This is a genomic window from Pseudomonadota bacterium (assembly GCA_039815145.1).
Taxonomy (GTDB): Bacteria; Pseudomonadota; Gammaproteobacteria; order Steroidobacterales; family JBCBZW01; genus JBCBZW01.
This window is the reverse complement of the sequence record JBCBZW010000011.1, coordinates 19,354-39,406: the sequence shown is the minus strand read 5'-3', so window position 1 is coordinate 39,406 and position 20,053 is coordinate 19,354. Positions and strand designations below refer to the sequence as shown.

The window sequence follows — 20,053 nt, the reverse complement described above, 5'->3', positions numbered from 1 at the left end:
AATCGGAGCAAGTTTATAGTGGTCAGATAAAGCTTGTGTTTCAGGCGGTGGGCAAAGGGCTCTGTCGGGAACCCTGGGGCGGGCCGTCGACGCTTGGATCGTCGCCCGCGCCGCTGGCGGCGAGCGCCAGGTCGAGGTCGGCGAGCTCGCTATGGCGCACGTCCTGGCCGTACACCATGAAGATCACATGCTCGCAGACGTTGTGGACGTGGTCGCCGATGCGCTCTAGGGAGCGCGACGCCCAAATGGCATCCAAGTGCATCGGCACGGCGGCGGGCAATTCCATCATCGCCGCCGTCGCATCCTCTCGAATAGTGAAGTGTTGCGCATCGATCGCACTATCCATTCGCGCAATTGAGATCGCATGACGCGCGTCGAGTCTGGCGAACGCGTCGAGAACGCCCGACACCATGGTCATGACCTGGCGGCCGAGGGACTGCAGTCGATCGAAGACCGGGCCGTTGCGATCGATCTCGCTCAGGCGGGCCGCCGCTTCGCTGATCTTCTGCGCTTCGTCGCCGATGCGCTCGAGATCGGTCACCGTCTTGAGGGTGGCGACGACCAGACGGAGGTCGCTGGCGGCGGGCTGGCGCAAGGCCAGAATGCGCCTGCATTCCTCGTCCAAAACCACTTCCATGCGGTTTATTTTGCGATCGTCCGCGCACACCTCGGCCGCGAGACGCTCGTCGCCGTCGGATAGCGCGCGCAGGGAACGCTCAACTTGAGCTTCGACCATGCCTCCCATGTGCAACACGCGATGCCGCAGTGCAGAAAGGTCTTCGTCGAACTGGCGCGAGATGTGATGCCCTAGATCTTGCTGATCCACGCTTCACCCTTTTGCCTTCAATTCGGGGCCGCCAAGGCAGCCGCCGGTGGGTTGCTTCTTCGTCACCTCACCTGAAGAGTGCAAACGATCGTGAGGAAGAATTCAAGTCCCGACTAATAATAAGTTGAACAGTGTTACGGACTTGTGGCAACGGGAAGAGTTCCCTAAGACGTCAGTCAGCGGCGGCGACGGCCGACCGTGAGGCCTCCTCGGAAGGCGCTGCGGGGCCCACTCGCCGCGACGGAAAGCGACAGGTAAACCGCGAGCCCTCGCCGAGCGCGCTCTCCACCTCGAGCGTCGCATCGTGGCGCTGCAGGGCGTACTTGGCGATCGCCAAGCCAAGCCCCGTCCCCCCTGCCTGTCGAGCGCGCCCCTTGTCGACCCGGTAGAAGCGCTCTGTAAGCCGGATGACATGTTCCGGTGCGATACCGATCCCCGTGTCTTCCACGATGAGTTCGCCAACGCCGTCGACCACTCGCCAACGCACGTTGATCCGACCATCGCTGGGGGTGTACTTGACGGCATTGATCACGAGGTTGGCAAAGACGCTGTGCAGCTCATGCTCTTCACCGAGGATCCGTTGATCCGACTCCAGGGAGAGCTTGATCTTCGGGGGCTCCGCCGCGTGCGAGGCCGCCTCGGAAACGACGTCCCTCAGCATGGCGGCAAGGTTGACGGGTTCGAGCCGTGCGGGTCGCGCCGACGATTCCAGACGGGACAGTTCGAGCAGGTCGTCGATGATCGCGGCCATGCGCCTGGCCTGGCGCTGCATCTCTCCCAGGGGCACGTCCCACTCGGCGGACTGCTCCGGATCGTCGCTCATCTGCTCGAGGTAACCGGTGATCACGGTAAGCGGGCTGCGCAGCTCGTGGGAGGCGTTGGCGACGAACTTCCGCCGCACCTTCTCCAATTGATGCAGGCGGGTGTTGTCACGGAACATGAGCAAGCGCCGCCCCGTACCGAAGGGCACGATGTGCACGGCGAGCTTGGTCTTCTTGTTGATGGGCGAAGCGATCTCCAAGGGCTCGCGCACATCTTCCTGGGTGAGGTAACTGGCGAACTCCGGTCGCCTGATGAGGTTGTCAACGCGCTGACCGATGTCCCGCTCACCGTCGAGGCCGAGCAGGCGGGAGGCCGCCTCGTTCATCCACAGAATCTCGCGACTCTCGTTGAGCACCACGGACGCATCGGGCATCGCCGCCGTGGACTCCTGGTACTCGCGCAGCATCGTCTCGAAGCGTCGCTCGCGCCGTCGATCGCGGTACACCAGGCCACGCAACTGCGCCGCCAGCTCGCCCCACAATCCGACCGCGTCCGGCACTTCCTCGAGATCAGCCTGTTGGCGCTGAAGCCAGCGCGTGAGGCGCTTCAGCTGCACCAGATGCCAGCTCGTGTAGAGGGCGATGCCTACGATGACAGACGTCACCGGGTAGCCGATAAGGGAGCCGAACAGGGCGAGCACGCCAAGCACGGCGAGCACGCGTAGGGTGGCGAGGATCCAGAAGCGCACCGGCGTCATGGGTGGCGCCGCTGGGGGCTACTCGGTCTTCACGGAGAAACGGTAGCCTGCGCCGCGCACCGTCTGAATGAAGCTGTCACAGCCGTGCTCCGACAAGGCCTTGCGCAGGCGCCGAATGTGCACGTCGACGGTACGCTCCTCCACGTAGACGTTGCCACCCCAAACGCGGTCGAGCAATTGCGTGCGACTGTAGACCCGATCCTGGTGACTCATGAAGAACTTGAGCAGCTTGAACTCGGTGGGGCCCAGCTGAACTTGCTTTCCATCCACCGTGACGCGGTGACCGGGGAGATCCAACTCCAGGGACTCGGCCTTGAGCACCTCGGCATCACCGGCGGGTGCCGCCCGACGCAGAAGCGCCCGCACACGCGCATTGAGCTCCCGGGCCGAGAACGGCTTGGTGATGTAATCATCAGCCCCGCTATCGAGCCCTTTAACCTTATCTTCTTCTTGGCTACGAGCCGTCAGCATGATCACGGGGATATCGCTGGTCTTCGAGTCCTTCTTGAGACTACGAACGAACTTAAGTCCACTCATCTCGGGCAACATCCAGTCCAGCAGGATCAGGTCCGGTTGCTTGTCCGCGATCATCGACCTGGCGCCGCGGCAGTCTTCCGCTTGGGCCACGTCGAAGCCCGCCCGGCGCAAGCCGAACGCCGTCATCTCTCGGATAGCCTGCTCGTCTTCGACGATCAGAATGTGCTGGTCACCCACTGGCGAGTCCCTCCTCAGGGTCCGGCGCGTTGCCTACGGTGAAAGTGGCCCGGCGGCAGCGCGCCCCGTGCGCGCCCACTACACCGGCGGGCGGAAGTATACCGGTAGCGCCTGCTCCGGGGGCACTCCGCCGGGGCCGTGCAGTAGATCGCGCGCGCCCAGGGCCAGGGCGTCGCGGGCGCTGGGCAGCGCGGACAGGCCATTATCGTGCGCTCGCAGCAACTCCCGCAGGCGCGGGTGGGCCTGCGCGCCCGTCCCCGCCAGCAGCAAGGGTTTTCCCTCCGCGCTCAGCGCCTTCGCCTGCTCGAGCATGGCCTCGGGCGGGTCCGCACGGTCGCTCACGCGGGTCTTCACTACATGCGCCTCGTCGGCGTCGTAGGCCCCCCAGTAGACCTCGCCCATGCGCGCGTCCTGGGCCACGATCACCCGCGCGACCGCGCGCGGGGCGCTGTCCTGGGCGAACCGATGGGGAACGAACTGCGCGGCGACCGTGGCCAGGCTCGAGACGGGCAGCACCGCCAGGTCGCCGGCGAGGGCCAACCCCTGGGCGACGCTGCAACCGATTCTCACGCCGGTGAAGCTGCCAGGGCCGACGCCGATCACGATCCCGTCGAGTCCCCCCAGGGGCTGCTGCGCCTCGCGCAGGAGTCGGTCGACCATGGCGAGCAGCTGCTGTGCATGGACGCGGGGCTCATGGGTTTGCTCACATCGCACCTGATCGCCCACCGCCAGGGCCACGGTGCACGCGTCAGTCGCCGTGTCGATGGCCAGCAACCTCACGACGATGCCTCCGGTAGCGACTCGACGGACGTCGACGCCACACCGCACAGGAACGCCATCGCCTCCTGCGCCTCGGACGTGGTGGTCATCGTGGGCAGACTGCGCAAGAACCGCTTGCCATAACCGCGCGTGCGCAGGCGCGGATCGCAGAGCATCAATACGCCGCGGTCCTCGTGATCACGGATCAGCCGTCCCACGCCCTGCTTGAGGGCAATAACGGCGTTCGGCAACAGATGGTCACGAAATCCCGAGCGACCCTGCTCCTTCAGCCAATCCAGGCGCGCCTTCAACAATGGTTCACCCGGCGACGCGAAGGGCAGCTTGTCGATCACCACCAGGGACAGCGCCGGCCCCCGCACATCCACGCCCTCCCAGAAGCTGTTCGTGCCCAGCAACACAGCTCGTCCGTCGGCACGGAAGCGCTCCAGGAGGATCGAGCGCGGCGCATCGCCCTGTACCAGCAGGAGCCGGTCGAGGCGACCGTCCAGCCAACGCCGGGCAGCCTCCAAGGCCCGGTGGCTGGTGAACAGAGCGAAGCTGCCGCCGGGGTTGGCGGCGAGCAGTGGCAGGGCAGCGGCGCAGGCCTGTTGCACGTACCCCGTCGAACTCGGGTCCGGCAAGCCGTCCGGCAGGTAGACCTGGCAGTTTCGCTGGTAGTCGAAGGGGCTCGTCAGCTGCAGTGTCTTCGTCTGCGCATCGAGGCCGATGCGTTCCAGGTAGTGGCGAAAGTCCTTTTCCACCGCCAGCGTGGCCGAGGTCATCACCCAGGCGCAGCGCCGGGCCTGCAGCGATGCACCGAGGGCCGTTGCGGCCTCCACCGGCGTCAGGTGCAGGGAAAAGTGGTGGCGGTGCACATCCACCCATCGCAGCAGCGCATCCGCCGGGTCTGTTACCGCTTGGGCGCTGGCGTCGCCGGCGGCCAGGAAGTCCTGCAGGAAACTGCCGAGCTGGCGGGCGCGGCGGGCGAGGTGATCGCTCGAGGGCTCGTCGTCCGCCAATTCCTCCAGCGCCAGCGCCAGCGTTGTCAGGTGCTCGGCCATCTCGTCCAAGGCTTGATTCAGAGGCGCGGTGGCGCGCTCACCGAGATCATCCCAGGCGAGGCGACGGGTCTCCTGGCCCAGGGCGCTGCGCACACCGGCCGCGCGATTCTCCAAGTCCTTGCGCAGGCTCGCGAGGCGCGGCGTCGCGTTTGCGGTGCGCGTCACCTCGTCGGTGAAGTCCCCCACCCACGCCACGAGTTGGGCCGAACCGAAGCTGCGACCGAACTGCTGGGCAGCGATCTGCGGCAGCTGGTGCGCCTCATCCACCACCACCACATCGATGTCCGGCAGCAATTCGCCGAACCCGCCGTCGCGCAAGGCAAGGTCCGCGAGCAACAGGTGATGGTTGACGATGACCACCCCTGCTCCGCCCGCTCGACGTCGCGCCTGGGCGACGTGACAGTCCGAGAACTTGCCGCAGCGGCTGCCGAGACAGTTGTCAGCAGTCGAGGTCACCTGAGCCCAGATCGGCGACTCCTCGGGGACGTCCTCCACCTCGGCGATATCGCCCGTACGGGTGCGCCAACCCCACTCCCGAATTCTCGCCAGGGCCGCCCCCTCCGCGCCCCGGTCCACGGCCTGCGGCAAGCGATGACGACAGAGGTAATTGCTGCGGCCCTTGAGCATCGCCACCTCCACCGGCACACCGATGGCCCTCGCCACGGTCGGCAGGTCGCGGGAGAAAAGCTGATCCTGGAGGGCGCGCGTGCCGGTGGAGATCGCCACGCGCTTACCGCTGAGCAAGGCCGGCACCAGATACGCGAATGTCTTGCCGGTACCTGTGCCCGCCTCCACCACGAGGTTCTCGCCGCTGGCCATCGCGTCGGCGACGGCGAGCGCCATTTCCCGCTGTTCTTCGCGTGGTGCGTAGTTTTCGACGGTCTGGGCGAGGGCTCCGCCCGCGGCGAACGCCTGGGCGACCTGATCGACGCTCACGTCGACGGGCCGCCAAAGCAACGACAGAATTTTATATTTCGAGCTCTTGACACAGCGCAGCAAAACCCATAACTTTACGTCCTGTTGCGGCGCATCAAACGGTGCTCTTGCAACGCCCTATTATCAACCAAACGACGAGGAAGCCATGACCGAGAACACCGAAACGGCACTGCAGAAGGCCATGTCCGCCCCGATGCGGCTCACTCGCGGTTCCGTGGTGCGCGTTCGCGGCGCCCTGAACCGTACCGCTGGCCTGGTGGCCAGCGCCAAAGGTCCCACCCAGCGCATCGGTAGCGCCGGCCTGAAGATCAACGAAGTTGCCCACGACGGCATCGACCAACTCGTGCGCCATCAGGTGCAAGTGGTCGAAGGCATCGTGGATGAGAGCGCTCAGCGCCTGCAGCTCGCCGCTCAGGCTGGCTCGCTCAGCACGCTCGTGAACGAGCAGGTGTCGATGCTGCCGCAGACCCGCACCCGCGTGGTCAACGACGTGCGCACCACCATCGGCATCCTGGGCAACACCCAGGCCAAGATGACGGCCGCCGTGCGCGAGGAATTCTCCAACAAGTCCACGCTGCAGTCTGTCGCTGACGAGGTGACCGAGGCGGCCAGCGAAGCGGCTAGCCAGGTGGCCGAAGCGGCCGAGGCAGCCGTCGCCGAAGTTACCGCCAAGGCTTAAGCGATCCCGCGCGGGCTGGCGCCCCTTGGGCCAGCCCTCAGTCGCGCGTCGAACCGTCTCCGGTCGGTTCGGCGCCCTTGCGATTGGAGGGGTCGATCTCGACCTCGGCCATCCCCTCCTGCATCGCTCGTTGCAGAAGTCCCGGCCAGTCGACGACCGACTGAAGTCCTGGAGGCACCATCGCCTTCAGCAGGGCGAGGGGATCGGCGCTCTTAGCGGCGGCGTTGACCCGCGAGCCAACGGCCTTCAGCACGTCCGATTGCAGGCCCGACACGTCGGGCAAGCCCACCAACTCGCGCATCTCCGACGCCTCAACATCGACTTCAAGTTTTATCTTCATGGTCTCTCAGCGCCCCCGTGCGCGTGAGGCCAACGGCCACCACGCGAGCTTCAATCGCTGCTGTCTTCGAGCAACTCGAAGCTGAGCGTGTGAATCGTGTCGCGGCGTGCCACCCGGCCCAAGCCGATGATGCCCCGCCCCTTGATCTGCACGTGATCACGGCGGATGTAGAGTTCCTCGCCGTCCTCGGTGATCACGCAGGTGCCGTTGGTACTTTCGTCGTACAGCGTGAATCGACCGCGCTCGTACTCCACGCGGGCGTGGGCGCGCGAGATCAGCGTGTCCTTCACCACCAGATCGCTGTCCTCAGCGCGACCGAGGGTGGCCTGGGTGGCGGACTCTCCAACGACGAACTCCTGCCCCTGGTAGCGGAGCACCAGGCGCTTTGCGCTGGTCTCACCGACCATGCCCTCGATAGTGGGCAACATCGCGGTGTTGTCATCTCGCTGCCACAACACCTCGAACAGGGCGATGCCGTCGCTGCGCCCCTTCACCTTGGCGAAGTCGATCTGGCGCGTCGCGCCCTGGAGGTTGGCTGGGAGGGTATCCACGGTGGCGCCCGTGGTGATGATCTGCTGCGCCTTGGCCTGACTGGTCATGCGATTGGCCGTGTGCACGGTGGTGCCGAAGACGTCGTCTTCCTCCTCCATGACCGGGCCGTAGTGCAGGCCGATTCGGATGTCTACGGGCACGCCCGCACCGCGCATGTCCTCCTTGATCATCATCTGCATGCGACAGGAGGCTTCAACGGCGGCGGCGGAACTGGCGAAGGTGGCGAGCACCTCATCGCCCATGGTCTTGACCACTCGGCCGCCGTGCAGCTGGGTGGCCTTGGTCATGACCTCGATGCATCGGGCGACCGTGTCGCGGGCCCTGGCGTCGCCCAGCTGCTCGTACAGGCGAGTGCTGCCGACGACGTCGGCGAAAACTACGGCGAGGGAGGCGCTCCGCTGGGGCATGCTACTTTCGACCGGAAACCGAGGACCCGGGCCGCGTGGTGGCTAACCCGCTTAGGGTGCGTGTGGGCCGCCACGTAGTCAAGGGAGAGCGATCTGCCACCCTAGGGGGAGAGCGATCTGCCACCCTAGGGCTCGGCAACCACGTACACGATCCACGCCGGGTCCGCCTCGCCCTTCTCGACGGCCTCGTACTCGCCGGTGCCTTCACCCTCATCGTCAGCCTGCTCCCAGTACACGGTGATGTCGCTGAAGCCCGCCTCCATGATCACGTCGCGCAGCTCCGGCAGCGTCCACAGCCGCCAGCGGTACGAGAAGGCCGGCTCCATCTTGGAGCGATCCGGGAAGTGGAAGTGGATGAAGCAGTCGACGCTGCCGGAAAGCGGGTCGTAGTTGGCCTGCTCCCAGACGTAGGTGAAGCCCTCGTGCTTGGTCTTCTCCACACATTCGGTGAACGCGTCGGGGCCACCGTAGAAGTCGAGCAGCATCAGGCCGTCGTCGCTCAGCGACGCGAGGGCCCGGCGGAAGTACGCCAACATCCGCTCGCGGGTCTGGAAGGTCCAGTAGCTGAAGTTGAAGGCCACCAGGATGTCGGCCGGATCGGTCTCGACCTTGAGCACGTCGGCCTCGATCAGCTCTATCCGATCGGCTTGCTTAGCCGTGAGCTTGCCGACGTTGTTCTCGCGTCCCCAATCGAGCACTTCACGGTCGAAGTCGACGCCGATACCGCGATGCTTGGGGTTGGCCTTGATCCACTCACAGGTGAGCGTGGCCGTGCCGCAGAAATCTTCGCGTAGCACGCGCGGCTTCACCTTGCGGTGGTTGGCGTAGAACTGGCGAATCAGATCGATCTCATCCTCCGGGCTCTGCACGGACTTCTCGTAAAGCACATGCCGATCCGCTTGGCTGGCGAGGGTCGCCTTCTTGCCCGCTTTCTTGGCCGGCTTGTCCGCCTTCCCTTTCTTACGGTCTTTCTTCGCCATCTTGGTCCTTAAGAGTAGAAAGGCGCCCCGCAACCTGAGCGGGCCGCACGGTACCGGAACGACGCTGCCGCGCCCACAACCGCGCGTATTCTCCGGTTGGCTAGGGCTGCTGTCCAATCGAGTGACAGATCGAGTTCTTTACACGGGGCTCGCGACGTCGTCGGATGGGACCGGCGCCTCGCTGACCAACGAGAGTCCGTAGCGCAGAATGTCCAGCTGGTGTTCGGCGATCAGCGCTGGATCGGACATGGCCCGGCGCCAGCGCCGCGCGCCGTAGCAGCCACTAAACAATCCACAGAGGTGACGGGTCATCACCTTGAGCGGCACGCCGCGGGCGTGCTGATCGCGCAAATAGGGCTCGAAGGCGAGCACCACGCTGGCCCGATTCGGCGGGCGTTCGCTACCGAACACCGCTTGCTCCAGGGCCGCAAAGCGCCAGGGGTCGTGGTAGGCCATGCGCCCCACCATCACGCCGTCCAGGCCTGCCTCGAGCTGCTCCAGGGCGAGCTCAGCGCTGGCGATGCCACCGTTGATCACCACCGTCAGCTGCGGGAAGTCGCGCTTCACCCGTTGCACACGTGCGTAGTCCAGCGGTGGAATCTCGCGGTTCTGCTTCGGGCTCAGACCACTCAGCAGCGCCTTGCGCGCATGCAAGATCACGGTGCCGCATCCGACCGCACGGACGGCCTCGAGGAACTCAACGAGGAACTCGTAGCTGTCCTGCTCATCCACGCCCAAACGGGTCTTGACGGTCACGGGCACGTCCACCGCACGCGCCATCGACTCCAGGCAGCGCGCGACGAGATCGGGTTCGCGCATCAGGCAGGCGCCGAAGCGGCCCGACTGCACGCGATCACTGGGGCAGCCGACGTTCAGGTTGATCTCATCGTAGCCGTACGCCTCGCGTGCGACGCGCGCGGCTTGCGCGAGTTGGGCGGGGTCACTACCGCCGAGCTGAAGTACCAGCGGGTGTTCGGCACCGTCGAAGGCGAGGAAGCGATCGCGATCACCGTGCACGATCGCCGCGGCCACCACCATCTCCGTGTAGAGCTGCGCGCGCGGCGCCAGCAGGCGCAGGAAATAGCGGCAGTGCCGGTCGGTCCACTCCATCATCGGTGCGACCGAGAGGCGGTGGGCGGGCGGGCTCATAGCCACCCGCGCCAACGGAAGGCGGCGAAAAGCGCCAGCCCCAAGCCCAACAGCATCCCGCAGACGAGCCAGAAGGCATTCGGTGACTCCACCCCGGGCATTCCACCCACGTTGATACCGAGCAAGCCCGTCAGCAGCCCCAGGGGTAGGAACAAGGCGGTGACGACCGCCAGCAGCATCATGGTGCGGTTCATCTCCTCGCTGCGCCGGTCGAGCAGTTGGTCTTGGGCAGCCCCGACGCGCTCGCGCACGGCCTCCAACTCCTCGGCGAGGCGGGTGGTACGGTCGGAGGCCTCGCGCAGGCCGCTGCGGGCGGTGCGCGTGAGCCAGGGGAGTTCTTCGCTCGCGAGGGCCGACAGGGCATCGCGCTGGGGGGCCATGAAGCGGCGTAGGGCGATGGCCCGCCGACGCAGATCAGCGAGCCGCGACCGCTGCTCGCTCAGGGCGCCGCGTTGCAGGTTCTCGCCGGCCTCCTCCAGGTCATCGACCGCATCGTTGAGCGCCGCCACCACCGGTTCGATGCCCTCGACGATCCTCGTGGCGAGGCGGGCCACGAAATCGCCCGGCGAGTTGGGTCCTCGACCGCGCGCGAGCGCCTCGTGGAGCCCGGCGATGACGCGCATGGGACGCAGCCAGACGCCCACCACCCGATCCGCGTCCACCCACAAGCGCACCGAGATCATGTCCTCGGGCTCGGCCCCCGGCGTGAGGTTGACGGCGCGCAGGTTCACCAGCGCGCCGGGCTCATGCAAGGTGACCCTGGGGCGCGTGTCGTCCGCGCTGAGGCCATCGGTGATCACCACGGGCAGGCCCGACTGTGCCTTCAGCCACTGCGCGTTGCCAGGGGCATCGCGGCGCAGATGTACCCACACGTATCCGGTGTCGGCGACGCCTTCGAGCACCGCGTCTGGCTCGACGCTCTGGGCGGCGCCATGGCTGTCGACGCGCCAAGCGAGGGTATCAGGTATTTCTTGAGTCAGAGGCGCCTGGGCCGACGCACTCACAGGTCCATCGCCGTCTCTTCGATCAGCATGTCCACCACGGCGCGCAGCGCCTGCTCCTTGCTCGCCCCCGAAGCGATCGCCTCGGCATGGGCGGCGACCTGACGTCGTGCGCTGTTGCCCCGGGTCACGATGTCGCGGGCCCGTTCGACCTCGCTCGTGCAGCCGAAGAACTCAGCATCCTCCGCGATCAGGTCCAGCATCTCATCGAGCAGGCTCTGGTAGGGCACCACCTGGGAGATACCGAAGTCGATCAGCCCACCGTCACACCCGTAGCGCATCGCGCGCCAGCGATTCTCCTGGATCAGCATGTTGGCGAAGTTACGCCAGCGCTGATTGCCGCGACGCAGGCGGAACAGGAAGCGCATCAGGCATTGGGTGAGCGCGGCGAGAGTCAAGGAATCCTCTAGGCGAGTGCACACGTCCATGACCCGCGTCTCCAGGGTCTGGTAGCGCGAGCTCGGCCGGATGTCCCACCAGATCTTGGACGAGTCCTCGAGTACGCCCGACTTCACCAGCACCGCCACATGGCGTTCGAACTCGGCAAAGCTCGAGAAGCTCTCCGGCAGGCGCGTGCGAGGAAGCCCATCGAATACGGTCAGTCGGTAGGACTGAAGCCCCGTATCCGATCCCTCCCAAAAGGGCGAGGAGCAAGAGAGCGCGAGCAGGTGCGGCAGGAAGTAGGTGAACTGATTCATCAGGTCGATGCGCAGTTCGTCATCGTCGATGCCCACATGCACGTGCATGCCGCAGATCAACAGGCGCCGGGCCGAGGCCTGCATCGCCGTCTCCAGGGCCGCATAGCGATCCTTGGAGGTGCGCTTTTGCTGGTGCCAGTTAGCGAAGGGATGGGAGGAGGCCGCAATCGGCGCGAGGCCGTACTCCCCCGCCACCTCGACGATGGTGCCGCGCAAGTGCTTGAGCTCCTCGCGCGCCTCCGCCACGTTCTTGCACACGCGGGTGCCGATCTCGATCTGGGCGCGCAGGAACTCAGGCGTGACCTGGTCATCGCACCTGGCGGCGCAGGAGGCCATCATCTCCTCCGGCGGCTCCTGGGCGGTATCGCGGGTCTCGCGATCGACGAGCAGGTACTCCTCCTCGATCCCGATGGTGAACGGCGGCTCCCTCAGCATGGTCGGCATCCCTCGCGGCGGTCATCCGCTGCGAGCATGGGCAATCCGGGGGAGCTTTGCAACGCGCCGCCCTGCGGCGCGCACTAGCACTAGGGCGCGGCGCGCACCTCCTCACGGGCTGGCATCGAGCGCACCGCGACGCCGTGGGCATCCGTGCTCACCCGAGCGTTCGCCTTAGCTCGGGCGGCGCCGGGATCGACCACCACGGGCACGGCAAAGCCGCGCATGCGCCGCGCGCCCGTATCGTCCAGGGTGCTCACCACCACGTTCAGGTAGCGACGCGATGCGAGGGTCGGGGTGACCAGCACCTGCTGAGTCCAGTGCTCCCGTGCAGCGCGGTGCCCGATCTCGAAGTCCGGCGAGTTCACCTCGAGCCCCTCTTCGCCGGCCAACCGCACCTGCGCCGAGAGGCCGGTGAGGGCGCGGAAGTCCAGGGTGATGGCGACCGGTTCGCCCAGGCGCGGCGGTGCCGCCAGGCGCCAGCTCAGGGCGATCGGCGCCTTGGTGGCGTACGCGGTGGCCGGCAGGTGACCCATCGCCGCCTTGCTGAAGCTCGGGTGGCTCGACCCCGTGAGCAAGTGCTCGGGATAGGCCGCGCTCTGCTCGGCCGCGACCGCGCCTTGGGTCAGCAGCGCGAGGGCCGCGAGGGTAAGCGCGGTGAATGATGGTCTCTTAGCTACGTTCATGACTCTCTCCTAGCTAGTGGCGACGGAGACGTCGAGGCAGGCGCGACCGCTAGGTACACCGCCAGCCAAATTGGTGAAGACGAAGCTCCCCTCATAGACCTCCAGCAAGTAGCGACCGGGGGCGAGCACCGGGGTGGTCAGGGTCTCCTGACCGTTGGTCTCGAGCTGGGAGATCGCCACGAAGCCGCGCTGCCAGAGCACGATGTCCGGGTCGGAGCCGTTGGGCCCCGTCACGGTGACCTCGTAGCGCCCCGACGCCGCGACGTCGAACCATAGGAAGCGACGGTTGGAGAGTTTGTTGAAGTCACCAAAGGTGTCGATCGAGCATACGGTCCGCGCCGGCCCGCCCACGGTGATTTCGGTGTAGACGGGCAGTACGTCCGCATTGCCGGCATCGTTGGTCTCGGTGCTCGCGAAGGGCTCGATGGTGGCGCTCACGATGTCCTGCGCCGCCACTACCGCATCGATCGCCGCTGCATCCGCGGGTCGGGCGGTCTTGAGGGCGTCGACGTAGCTGAAGACGGTGGTGAAGGCGTCGCTGGTGCGCTGGGTGTTCACCAGCACGTCGTAGAGGGGCTGAAAGCCGAGGGCGATGTTGTCGACGCCGTCGTCGTCTGCGTCGAACAGGTCGAAGAGGATCGACTGCGCCGAGCCCTCGCTGTACCAGCCCGGGTTGGCGTTGACGTTGGCATCGACGTCGATGATGAAGCCGAGCGACTGATCGTTACCGAAGGAGTCCTGAGTCACCGCATCGCCGAGCACGATCCCCGCCCAGGCGTAGCCGAAGCCCTCGCTGAAGGCGACGCGCGGATCGAGGATATCGGCGGTGGTGTGAGGGCCACCGACGCTGTCGGCACGCGAGAGGGTGTCCTCGAAGAAGTGCCCGAACTCATGAACCACGACATGGCCGTCGTACTCGTCCGTGTCGTTGTTCTCCGCGCCGAGCACGAAGATCTCGTTGGCGGTGTAGAAGGTGGTGCCGATCTCGCCGTTGGCTCGCGATCCCGACACGGGTCGGTTGTCGGGGCTCCAATTGAGGGTCAGCGCCTCGAAGCTCACGTCGGGATCGACCGCCAACACGGCCAGACGGGCCTCGTTGACCGAATCGAGGATCGCGAAGGGGCCGGCTGCGCGGGCGCTGGCGTAGGAGAAGCCGTTCCAGCCGGTCTGTGCCGTCAGGTCGCGCACGGAATCGGCGTCGCCGCTGCTGGCAACGGCACCGTCCAGCACGTACAAGGCGCCGTTGCTGGTGTTGTCCACCACTTTGAAGTCCCAGCGCCCGCCGGAGTCGACAATCTCGGCGCGCACGCGAATGAAGAGCTGAGTCTCGCCGGGCACGACCAGGGAGTAGTCGCCGGCGTCGTCCGTGCGCGCGGTCTCGAGCACCGAGCCGGTACTGCTCACCGCCTGCACAACAGCCTGGCGCACGGGCACATCGAAGACGGCGTTGTAGTCCAGGGGGCCAGTGCCCGTGTGCGGCACCCGCTCAAACTGAACCTTGCCGCTGATGGTCACGTCGGGCGCGGCGCCACCGCCGCCGCCACCACCAGTATCGCCGCCACCACCGCCGCCTCCGGCGTCGCCACCATCACCTCCGGTGCCGCCACCACCGCCTCCGCCGCCGCCACAGGCCGCGAGGCCCAGGGCCAACGTCGTCAGCAGGCAGAGGACGAGGCCGCGGTGGGCGATCCTTCCGTCGTCGACTGATCTCATTCGATTGCTCTCCTGCTCAGCGATTGTTCACAGCTCGCGTGACTTATGCACGGATCCCGCACGAGTGCCGTGGCACAGTTTGCGATTGGCGAAAGCGGCGGGACGCACCCGACAGCACCTTGGGGTCAGTGTGGCGCGCCGAGGCTGAACTGCCCCTGAAGCGCGCCGACTTGTTGCGCTGCTATCATCGCGCCGGCGGAGGGCGCCGAGCAGCGGCGTACTCCTCAGGACGTCATCCCAATCACCCTCGAGTCAGACACCCCCATGAGCAACGCGATACTCGTCACCGGCGGCGCCGGCTACATCGGCAGCCACGTCGTGCGACAGCTCGGAGAGCGCGGTGAGCGCACGGTCACCTTGGACGACCTCTCCACTGGCTTCAGCGACGCAGTCCTCTACGGCGCACTGGTCGAAGGCAACACCGGTGATCGCGAACTCGTCCTCCAACTTCTCGACGAGCACCAGGTCGACACAGTGATCCACTTCGCCGCTCGTACCATCGTGCCGGAGAGCGTCGCAGATCCGCTGCGCTACTACCAGAACAACACCGCGGCAACACTCAACATGTTGCGCTGTTGCCGCGAAGCCGGTGTCCGTCGCTTTATCTTCTCCTCGACAGCCGCCGTCTACGGCACACCGGGCAGCGGTGTCTGCGAGGAGACCGACCCGACCGCTCCCATCAACCCCTACGGCAGCTCCAAGTTGATGAGCGAATGGATGCTGCGCGACCTGTCGGCCGCCGGCGACATGGACTACGTGGCCCTGCGCTACTTCAATGTCGCTGGCTGCGACCCCGGCCAGCGCATCGGTCAATCGACCCGTCAGGCAACCCTACTCACCAAAGTGACCTGTGAGGTGGCCGCAGGTGTGCGCGATCACGTGAAGATCTTCGGCACGGACTACGACACGCCAGATGGCACCGGCGTGCGTGACTACATCCATGTGGAAGACCTCGCCGACGCCCACGTACGGGCCGTCGATCACCTGCGCGGTGGTGGTGAGTCGCTCACCCTCAACTGTGGCTATGGGCGTGGCTTCAGCGTGCGTGAGGTGATCGATGCGGTAACCCGCGCCCACGGCAGCCCGCTGAAGGTGATCGAGGAAGGACGACGCGCAGGCGACCCCCCGACCCTGATCGCCCGCGCCGACCGAATTCGCGACGTGCTCCAATGGACCCCGCGCTACGACGACCTTGACGTCATCGTGCGCACGTCGCTCGCCTGGGAACACAAGCTAAAGGAGCTTCGCAACTCGTGAGCCACACTGGTCTGATTCACGGACTTCTGCTCGAGGCTGCGGCCCGCTGGCCCGACGCGAGCGCGGCGCTGCACGGCAAGCGCGAGCAAAGCTACGCCGAACTGGCGAACGCCGCGCGCGCCGTCGCCCACGGGTTGCTCAAGACCGGCCTCGAGCGCCAGGAGCGCGTCGCCGTGTACCTGCCCAAGCAGTTGGAGACGGTGGCCAGCCTGTTCGGCGCTGCGATCGCCGGGGGCGTGTTCGTGCCGGTCAACCCGGTGCTCAAGCCACCCCAGATCGGTCACATCCTCAACGATTGCGATGTGCGCGTGCTGATCACGGCGAAGTCTCGCCTGCGCCAGCTCGCCCCGACCCTCGCCGACTGCCCCGCCCTGCGCCTGATCGTGCTCACGGACGCCAAGGAGGGGGAGGAGCTCGAGCCCCTCGGCGACCGCCCGGTGATCGGGTGGTCGGCGCTGACCGACGCTCCCGAGGCGACACCGCATAGGGTGATCGATCGGGACGTTGCCGCCATCCTCTACACCAGTGGCAGCACGGGCAAACCCAAAGGGGTCGTGCTCTCGCACGCCAACATGGTGGCGGGCGCCCTGAGCGTGGCGGAGTACCTGGAGAACACGGCGCAGGATCGCCTCCTGGCAGCCCTGCCCTTCAGCTTCGACTACGGCTTCAGCCAGCTCACCACGGCGTTCAGCGTCGGCGCCAGCGTGGTGCTGCTCGACTACCTGATGCCCCGCGACGTGGTGCGCGCCATCGAGAAGCACGGCGTGACCGGCCTTGCCGCCGTGCCGCCGCTGTGGGTGCAGCTCGCCGGGCTCGAGTGGCCGGAAGCGGCACGCCGCACCCTGCGCTACGCCACCAACTCGGGCGGCGCCATGCCCAAGCGCACCCTCGCCGCCCTGCGCGAATCGCTCCAGAACACCCAGTTCTACCTAATGTACGGGCTTACCGAAGCCTTCCGCTCCACCTACCTGCCGCCGGATCAGGTGGATGCTCGCCCCGATTCGATCGGCCGCGCCATCCCCAACGCCGAGGTGATGGTGCTACGCCCGGACGGCTCGCCCTGCGATCCCGACGAGCCGGGCGAGCTGGTCCACCGCGGGGCGCTGGTATCGCTCGGCTACTGGAACGATCCCGAGCGTACGGCACGCCGCTTCAAAGCCCTGCCCACCACCAACGGCTCCCCGCTCGAGGAAGTGGCCGTCTGGTCCGGCGACACGGTGCGCAAGGACGCGGACGGCTATCTCTACTTCGTCGGTCGCCAGGACGACATGATCAAGACCTCCGGCTACCGCGTGAGCCCGGCGGAGGTGGAAGAGGAGGCCTACGGGTCCGGCTCGGTGGCCGAGGCGGCCGCCGTCGGCGTACGCCACCCCGAAGCGGGGCAGGCGATCGTGCTGGTATGCGTGGCCAAGGCAAACACCCAGGCCGAGGAGAGCGAGCAGGCATTGCGGGCCCACCTGCAGGGCCGCCTGCCCAACTTCATGCAACCCGCCGCCGTAGCGTGGGTGGACAGCCTACCGCGCAACCCCAACGGCAAGCTGGACCGCACCCAGCTGGCGAACACCTACGCCAACGAGTTCGACGAGGATGGCGCATGAGCGAAGCAAAGAAGAAGGCCCCACCGGCCCACGCAGAGCATCCGTTCTTTCACAGCGGAGCCGCCAACGGCTTCCTTGAAGTAGACGGTCGCCCCCTGAACCTGTTGGTGGAAGAGGCGGGCGGCACGCCGCTGTTCATCTACTCGCGCGCGGCCATGGCGGCGCGCGTACAAGCCCTTCGCGACACCATGCCGAAGGCGCTCCACCTGCACTACGCGATGAAGGCCAACCCGATGCCTGCGGTGGTGGGCTACATGGCGGGCCTGGTGGACGGCCTCGACGTGGCCTCGGGGGCCGAGCTGCGCGTGGCCCTGGATGCCGGTATGCCCGCCGAACGGATCAGCTTCGCCGGTCCCGGTAAGCAGGAGGGCGAGCTGACCCAGGCCGTGGCCTCGGGCGCCACCATCAACCTCGAGTCCGAGACGGAGATGCGGCGCGTGGCCGCCATCGCCGAGCGCCTCGACGTACCTGCCAAGGTAGCCGTACGCGTCAACCCAGACTTCCAGCTGAAGACGTCGGGCATGAAGATGGGCGGGGGCTCGCAGCAGTTCGGCGTCGATGCCGAACGCGTGCCGGACATGCTGCGCGAAGCGGCCAGCCTACCGGTGCAGTTCGTTGGCCTGCACATCTACAGCGGCTCCCAGAACCTGCGCGCCGAAGCCATCATCGAGTCGCAAACCAAGACCCTGGCCCTCGCCGCCGAGCTCGCCGCGGCGGCGCCGGCCCCCATGGCCCACGTCAACATCGGCGGCGGCTTGGGTATCCCCTACTTCCCTGGCGAGACGCCGCTCGATCTGGCCGCGGTCGGGGACGCCCTTCGCCGCACCATGGCAGATCTGCCCGCGCCCCTGCGGGAGACCCAGATCATCATGGAATTGGGGCGCTTCCTGGTGGGCGAAGCGGGCCTCTACGTGTGCCGTGTGGTCGACCGGAAGATCTCGCGCGGGCATCCGTTCCTGATCACGGATGGCGGCCTGCACCATCAGCTCGCCGCGTCGGGCAACTTCGGACAGGTCTTGCGCAAGAACTACCCCGTGGTCGTCGCCTCGCGCATGCACGAGCAGGCACGTGAGGTGCAGTCCGTCGTGGGCCCCCTCTGCACGCCCCTCGACCTGCTTGGCGATCGTATGGCGTTGCCGCCCGCGCAGGAGGGCGATCTCATCGCTGTGCTGCAGTCGGGTGCCTACGGGCCGACGGCCTCGCCGAGCGCGTTCCTATCGCACCCGAGCTCGCGGGAAATGCTGGTCTAGGCGGCCCTGGCCTCCTAGCGGGGGTCGTGGGGATCCCGGGACGCTGCGTCCGGCTCGGCGGGGCCTAAGTCTAGGGCCAACACCAAGGCGTCCTCGCGGCCCTGGGGCGCCTTGTAGTAGGCCGTGCGGCGCCCGATGGTGCGAAAGCCCAGCGAGTCGTAGAGGCCCCGAGCGGCGTGATTGGTGGGTCGCACCTCGAGGAACAGGCGCGTCGCGTTCAGCAGCGCCGCCTCGCCGATGACCTTGTCGAGGAGCTTGCGGCCGTAGCCACGCGCCCGCGAATCCACGCCGACGCACAGATTCAATAGGTGAGCCTCGCCCACCGCCACACTCATGATGGAGTAGCCGTGGAGCACGCCGCCCTGCTCGGCCACACGGCAGCAATAACCTACGCGCAGGCAGTCGCGAAAGATCGTCTGGCTCCACGGGTATTGGTAGGCGCCCTTCTCGAGCGCCCACACCGCCGGGAGGTCATCCTCGCCCATCGCGCGGACGATGACGGAGGCTTCTGCGCTGGCCGCACTCATGCACTGAGCTCCATAATCAGGCGCAGGTCTTCCCACGCCTTACGTTTCTCGCCCGGGCTGCGAAGCAGGTAGGCCGGGTGGTAGGTCACCACCAAGGGCACCGGACCGCTGTCAGTTTGCCACTGATGGGCGCGTCCGCGAAGTCGACCGAGCGGCGTATCCACGCCCAGCAGGCGCTGGGCGGCGATACGTCCGAGGGCGATGATGACCTTCGGCCGGATCAAGGCGATCTGCCGCTGCAGGTAGGGCGCGCACTGAGCAGCCTCGTCGGCGCTCGGATCACGGTTGTTCGGCGGGCGGCATTTGAGCACGTTGGCGATGAACACCTCCTGACGCTCGCGGCCCGTGGCGGCCAGCATGGCGTTCAGGAGTTGGCCGGCGCGGCCGACGAACGGCTCGCCCTGACGATCTTCCTGCGCCCCCGGGGCTTCCCCTACGAACATCCAGTCCGCCTGCAAGCTCCCGACGCCGAACACCGTGTGGGTGCGCGTGCTGTGCAGGGCGCAGCGCTGGCAGCCCGCCACGGTGGCGCGCAGGGCGTCCACGTCCATGGCGTCTACGTTGATCGTGTCGGCGAGCGGTAGGGTGGCGGGCGCCGGGCTGGTCGCCACCAGAGATGGCGACGGGGACGACGCTGGGGCTGGCGCGGGGGTCGGTGCCGGCGCAACCGCAGTCTCGCGCGCCGGTGCGTCGTCCGTCAGGGCCTCGCCCTCGCCACCTCGCAGCGTCCAGCGCTCTATCCCCATCAGCGAAAGCGCGCGACGGGCGCGTCGATCCAACCCCACCGACAATTCTCCTCAAGCCGTACCACGGACGGTGATCAGGGTACCGCCCCCGCCGCCGGTCTCGCCATCCCCGGCGCCGCTGGATTACCCGAAGCGGGTAGAATCCCCACCTGTTTCGCGCCTACCGTCGGCGCCCGCCAGCTCCCACGCCCCGCGTGGCCAACCCGAAGGACCTTAAGAA

General features: G+C 66.9%; 19 protein-coding genes. 4 read left to right on the top strand and 15 right to left on the bottom strand.

Annotated elements, in window-relative coordinates; all coding sequences use genetic code 11:
- Window positions 1-40 precede the first annotated feature (40 nt).
- The 5 genes from phoU to AAF184_05165 all read right to left on the bottom strand — a co-directional run bounded on the left by phoU (window position 41) and on the right by AAF184_05165 (window position 5,815).
- Entirely contained in the window at window positions 41-826 is a 786-nt protein-coding gene (phoU, locus tag AAF184_05185) for a phosphate signaling complex protein PhoU (protein ID MEO0421705.1), read from the bottom strand.
- Window positions 827-998: 172 nt separating this feature from the next.
- A complete protein-coding gene (phoR, locus tag AAF184_05180; GenBank protein ID MEO0421704.1) occupies window positions 999-2,345 on the bottom strand; it encodes a phosphate regulon sensor histidine kinase PhoR in 1,347 nt (448 codons plus the stop codon).
- 18 nt (window positions 2,346-2,363) lie between these two features.
- Window positions 2,364-3,059, bottom strand: coding sequence for a phosphate regulon transcriptional regulator PhoB (gene phoB / locus AAF184_05175; GenBank protein ID MEO0421703.1), 696 nt, complete (start codon window positions 3,057-3,059; stop codon window positions 2,364-2,366).
- 78 nt (window positions 3,060-3,137) lie between these two features.
- On the bottom strand, window positions 3,138-3,839 hold the full coding sequence (gene tsaB / locus AAF184_05170; protein MEO0421702.1) for a tRNA (adenosine(37)-N6)-threonylcarbamoyltransferase complex dimerization subunit type 1 TsaB: 702 nt from the start codon (window positions 3,837-3,839) through the stop codon (window positions 3,138-3,140).
- Window positions 3,836-5,815 carry an ATP-dependent DNA helicase gene (locus tag AAF184_05165; protein ID MEO0421701.1) on the bottom strand — a complete coding sequence of 660 codons (1,980 nt, stop codon included), beginning with the start codon at window positions 5,813-5,815 and terminating at the stop codon, window positions 3,836-3,838. The genes tsaB and AAF184_05165 overlap by 4 nt, the downstream gene beginning before the upstream one ends.
- Before the next feature lie 145 nt (window positions 5,816-5,960).
- Here AAF184_05165 and phaP point away from each other — a divergent pair, with 145 nt between their 5' ends.
- Window positions 5,961-6,494 (top strand): TIGR01841 family phasin, encoded by a 534-nt coding sequence (phaP, locus tag AAF184_05160; GenBank protein ID MEO0421700.1) that lies wholly within the window; start codon window positions 5,961-5,963, stop codon window positions 6,492-6,494.
- Window positions 6,495-6,531: 37 nt separating this feature from the next.
- Here the strand turns inward: phaP and AAF184_05155 are convergent, their stop codons facing one another.
- From AAF184_05155 to AAF184_05120, 8 genes are all read right to left on the bottom strand, one after another.
- Window positions 6,532-6,834: a hypothetical protein gene (locus AAF184_05155; GenBank protein MEO0421699.1), complete on the bottom strand. Its 303-nt coding sequence runs from the start codon at window positions 6,832-6,834 to the stop codon at window positions 6,532-6,534.
- Between the two features lie 50 nt (window positions 6,835-6,884).
- A complete protein-coding gene (locus AAF184_05150) occupies window positions 6,885-7,793 on the bottom strand; it encodes an adenylate/guanylate cyclase domain-containing protein (GenBank protein MEO0421698.1) in 909 nt (302 codons plus the stop codon).
- Between the two features lie 125 nt (window positions 7,794-7,918).
- Window positions 7,919-8,773 (bottom strand): class I SAM-dependent methyltransferase, encoded by an 855-nt coding sequence (locus AAF184_05145; protein ID MEO0421697.1) that lies wholly within the window; start codon window positions 8,771-8,773, stop codon window positions 7,919-7,921.
- A gap of 138 nt (window positions 8,774-8,911) precedes the next feature.
- On the bottom strand, window positions 8,912-9,922 hold the full coding sequence (gene dusA, locus AAF184_05140; protein ID MEO0421696.1) for a tRNA dihydrouridine(20/20a) synthase DusA: 1,011 nt from the start codon (window positions 9,920-9,922) through the stop codon (window positions 8,912-8,914).
- The gene (locus AAF184_05135) at window positions 9,919-10,824 is read right to left on the bottom strand and encodes a CorA family divalent cation transporter (protein ID MEO0421695.1); all 906 of its coding nucleotides are present in this window, start codon (window positions 10,822-10,824) and stop codon (window positions 9,919-9,921) included. Before AAF184_05135 ends, dusA begins: the two co-directional genes overlap by 4 nt.
- 98 nt (window positions 10,825-10,922) lie before the next feature.
- On the bottom strand, window positions 10,923-12,053 hold the full coding sequence (locus AAF184_05130) for a carboxylate-amine ligase (GenBank protein ID MEO0421694.1): 1,131 nt from the start codon (window positions 12,051-12,053) through the stop codon (window positions 10,923-10,925).
- 92 nt (window positions 12,054-12,145) lie between these two features.
- A complete protein-coding gene (locus AAF184_05125; protein ID MEO0421693.1) occupies window positions 12,146-12,742 on the bottom strand; it encodes a hypothetical protein in 597 nt (198 codons plus the stop codon).
- Between the two features lie 9 nt (window positions 12,743-12,751).
- Window positions 12,752-14,455: a hypothetical protein gene (locus AAF184_05120; GenBank protein MEO0421692.1), complete on the bottom strand. Its 1,704-nt coding sequence runs from the start codon at window positions 14,453-14,455 to the stop codon at window positions 12,752-12,754.
- A 264-nt stretch (window positions 14,456-14,719) separates the two neighbouring features.
- On the opposite strand from AAF184_05120, the gene galE reads away from it, so the two are divergent.
- Genes galE through AAF184_05105 form a run of 3 tightly spaced genes read left to right on the top strand, consistent with a single transcriptional unit; the run spans window position 14,720 to window position 18,560 of the window.
- Window positions 14,720-15,712, top strand: coding sequence for a UDP-glucose 4-epimerase GalE (gene galE / locus AAF184_05115; protein ID MEO0421691.1), 993 nt, complete (start codon window positions 14,720-14,722; stop codon window positions 15,710-15,712).
- Window positions 15,709-17,310: an acyl-CoA ligase (AMP-forming), exosortase A system-associated gene (locus AAF184_05110; GenBank protein ID MEO0421690.1), complete on the top strand. Its 1,602-nt coding sequence runs from the start codon at window positions 15,709-15,711 to the stop codon at window positions 17,308-17,310. The genes galE and AAF184_05110 overlap by 4 nt, the downstream gene beginning before the upstream one ends.
- A complete protein-coding gene (locus tag AAF184_05105; GenBank protein MEO0421689.1) occupies window positions 17,307-18,560 on the top strand; it encodes a pyridoxal-dependent decarboxylase, exosortase A system-associated in 1,254 nt (417 codons plus the stop codon). The genes AAF184_05110 and AAF184_05105 overlap by 4 nt, the downstream gene beginning before the upstream one ends.
- 14 nt (window positions 18,561-18,574) lie before the next feature.
- On the opposite strand, the gene rimI is transcribed toward AAF184_05105, so the two are convergent.
- Together rimI and AAF184_05095 are read right to left on the bottom strand one after the other, a co-directional pair.
- Entirely contained in the window at window positions 18,575-19,087 is a 513-nt protein-coding gene (gene rimI, locus AAF184_05100) for a ribosomal protein S18-alanine N-acetyltransferase (GenBank protein ID MEO0421688.1), read from the bottom strand.
- Window positions 19,084-19,872 (bottom strand): uracil-DNA glycosylase, encoded by a 789-nt coding sequence (locus tag AAF184_05095; GenBank protein ID MEO0421687.1) that lies wholly within the window; start codon window positions 19,870-19,872, stop codon window positions 19,084-19,086. The genes rimI and AAF184_05095 overlap by 4 nt, the downstream gene beginning before the upstream one ends.
- Window positions 19,873-20,053: the final 181 nt, after the last annotated feature.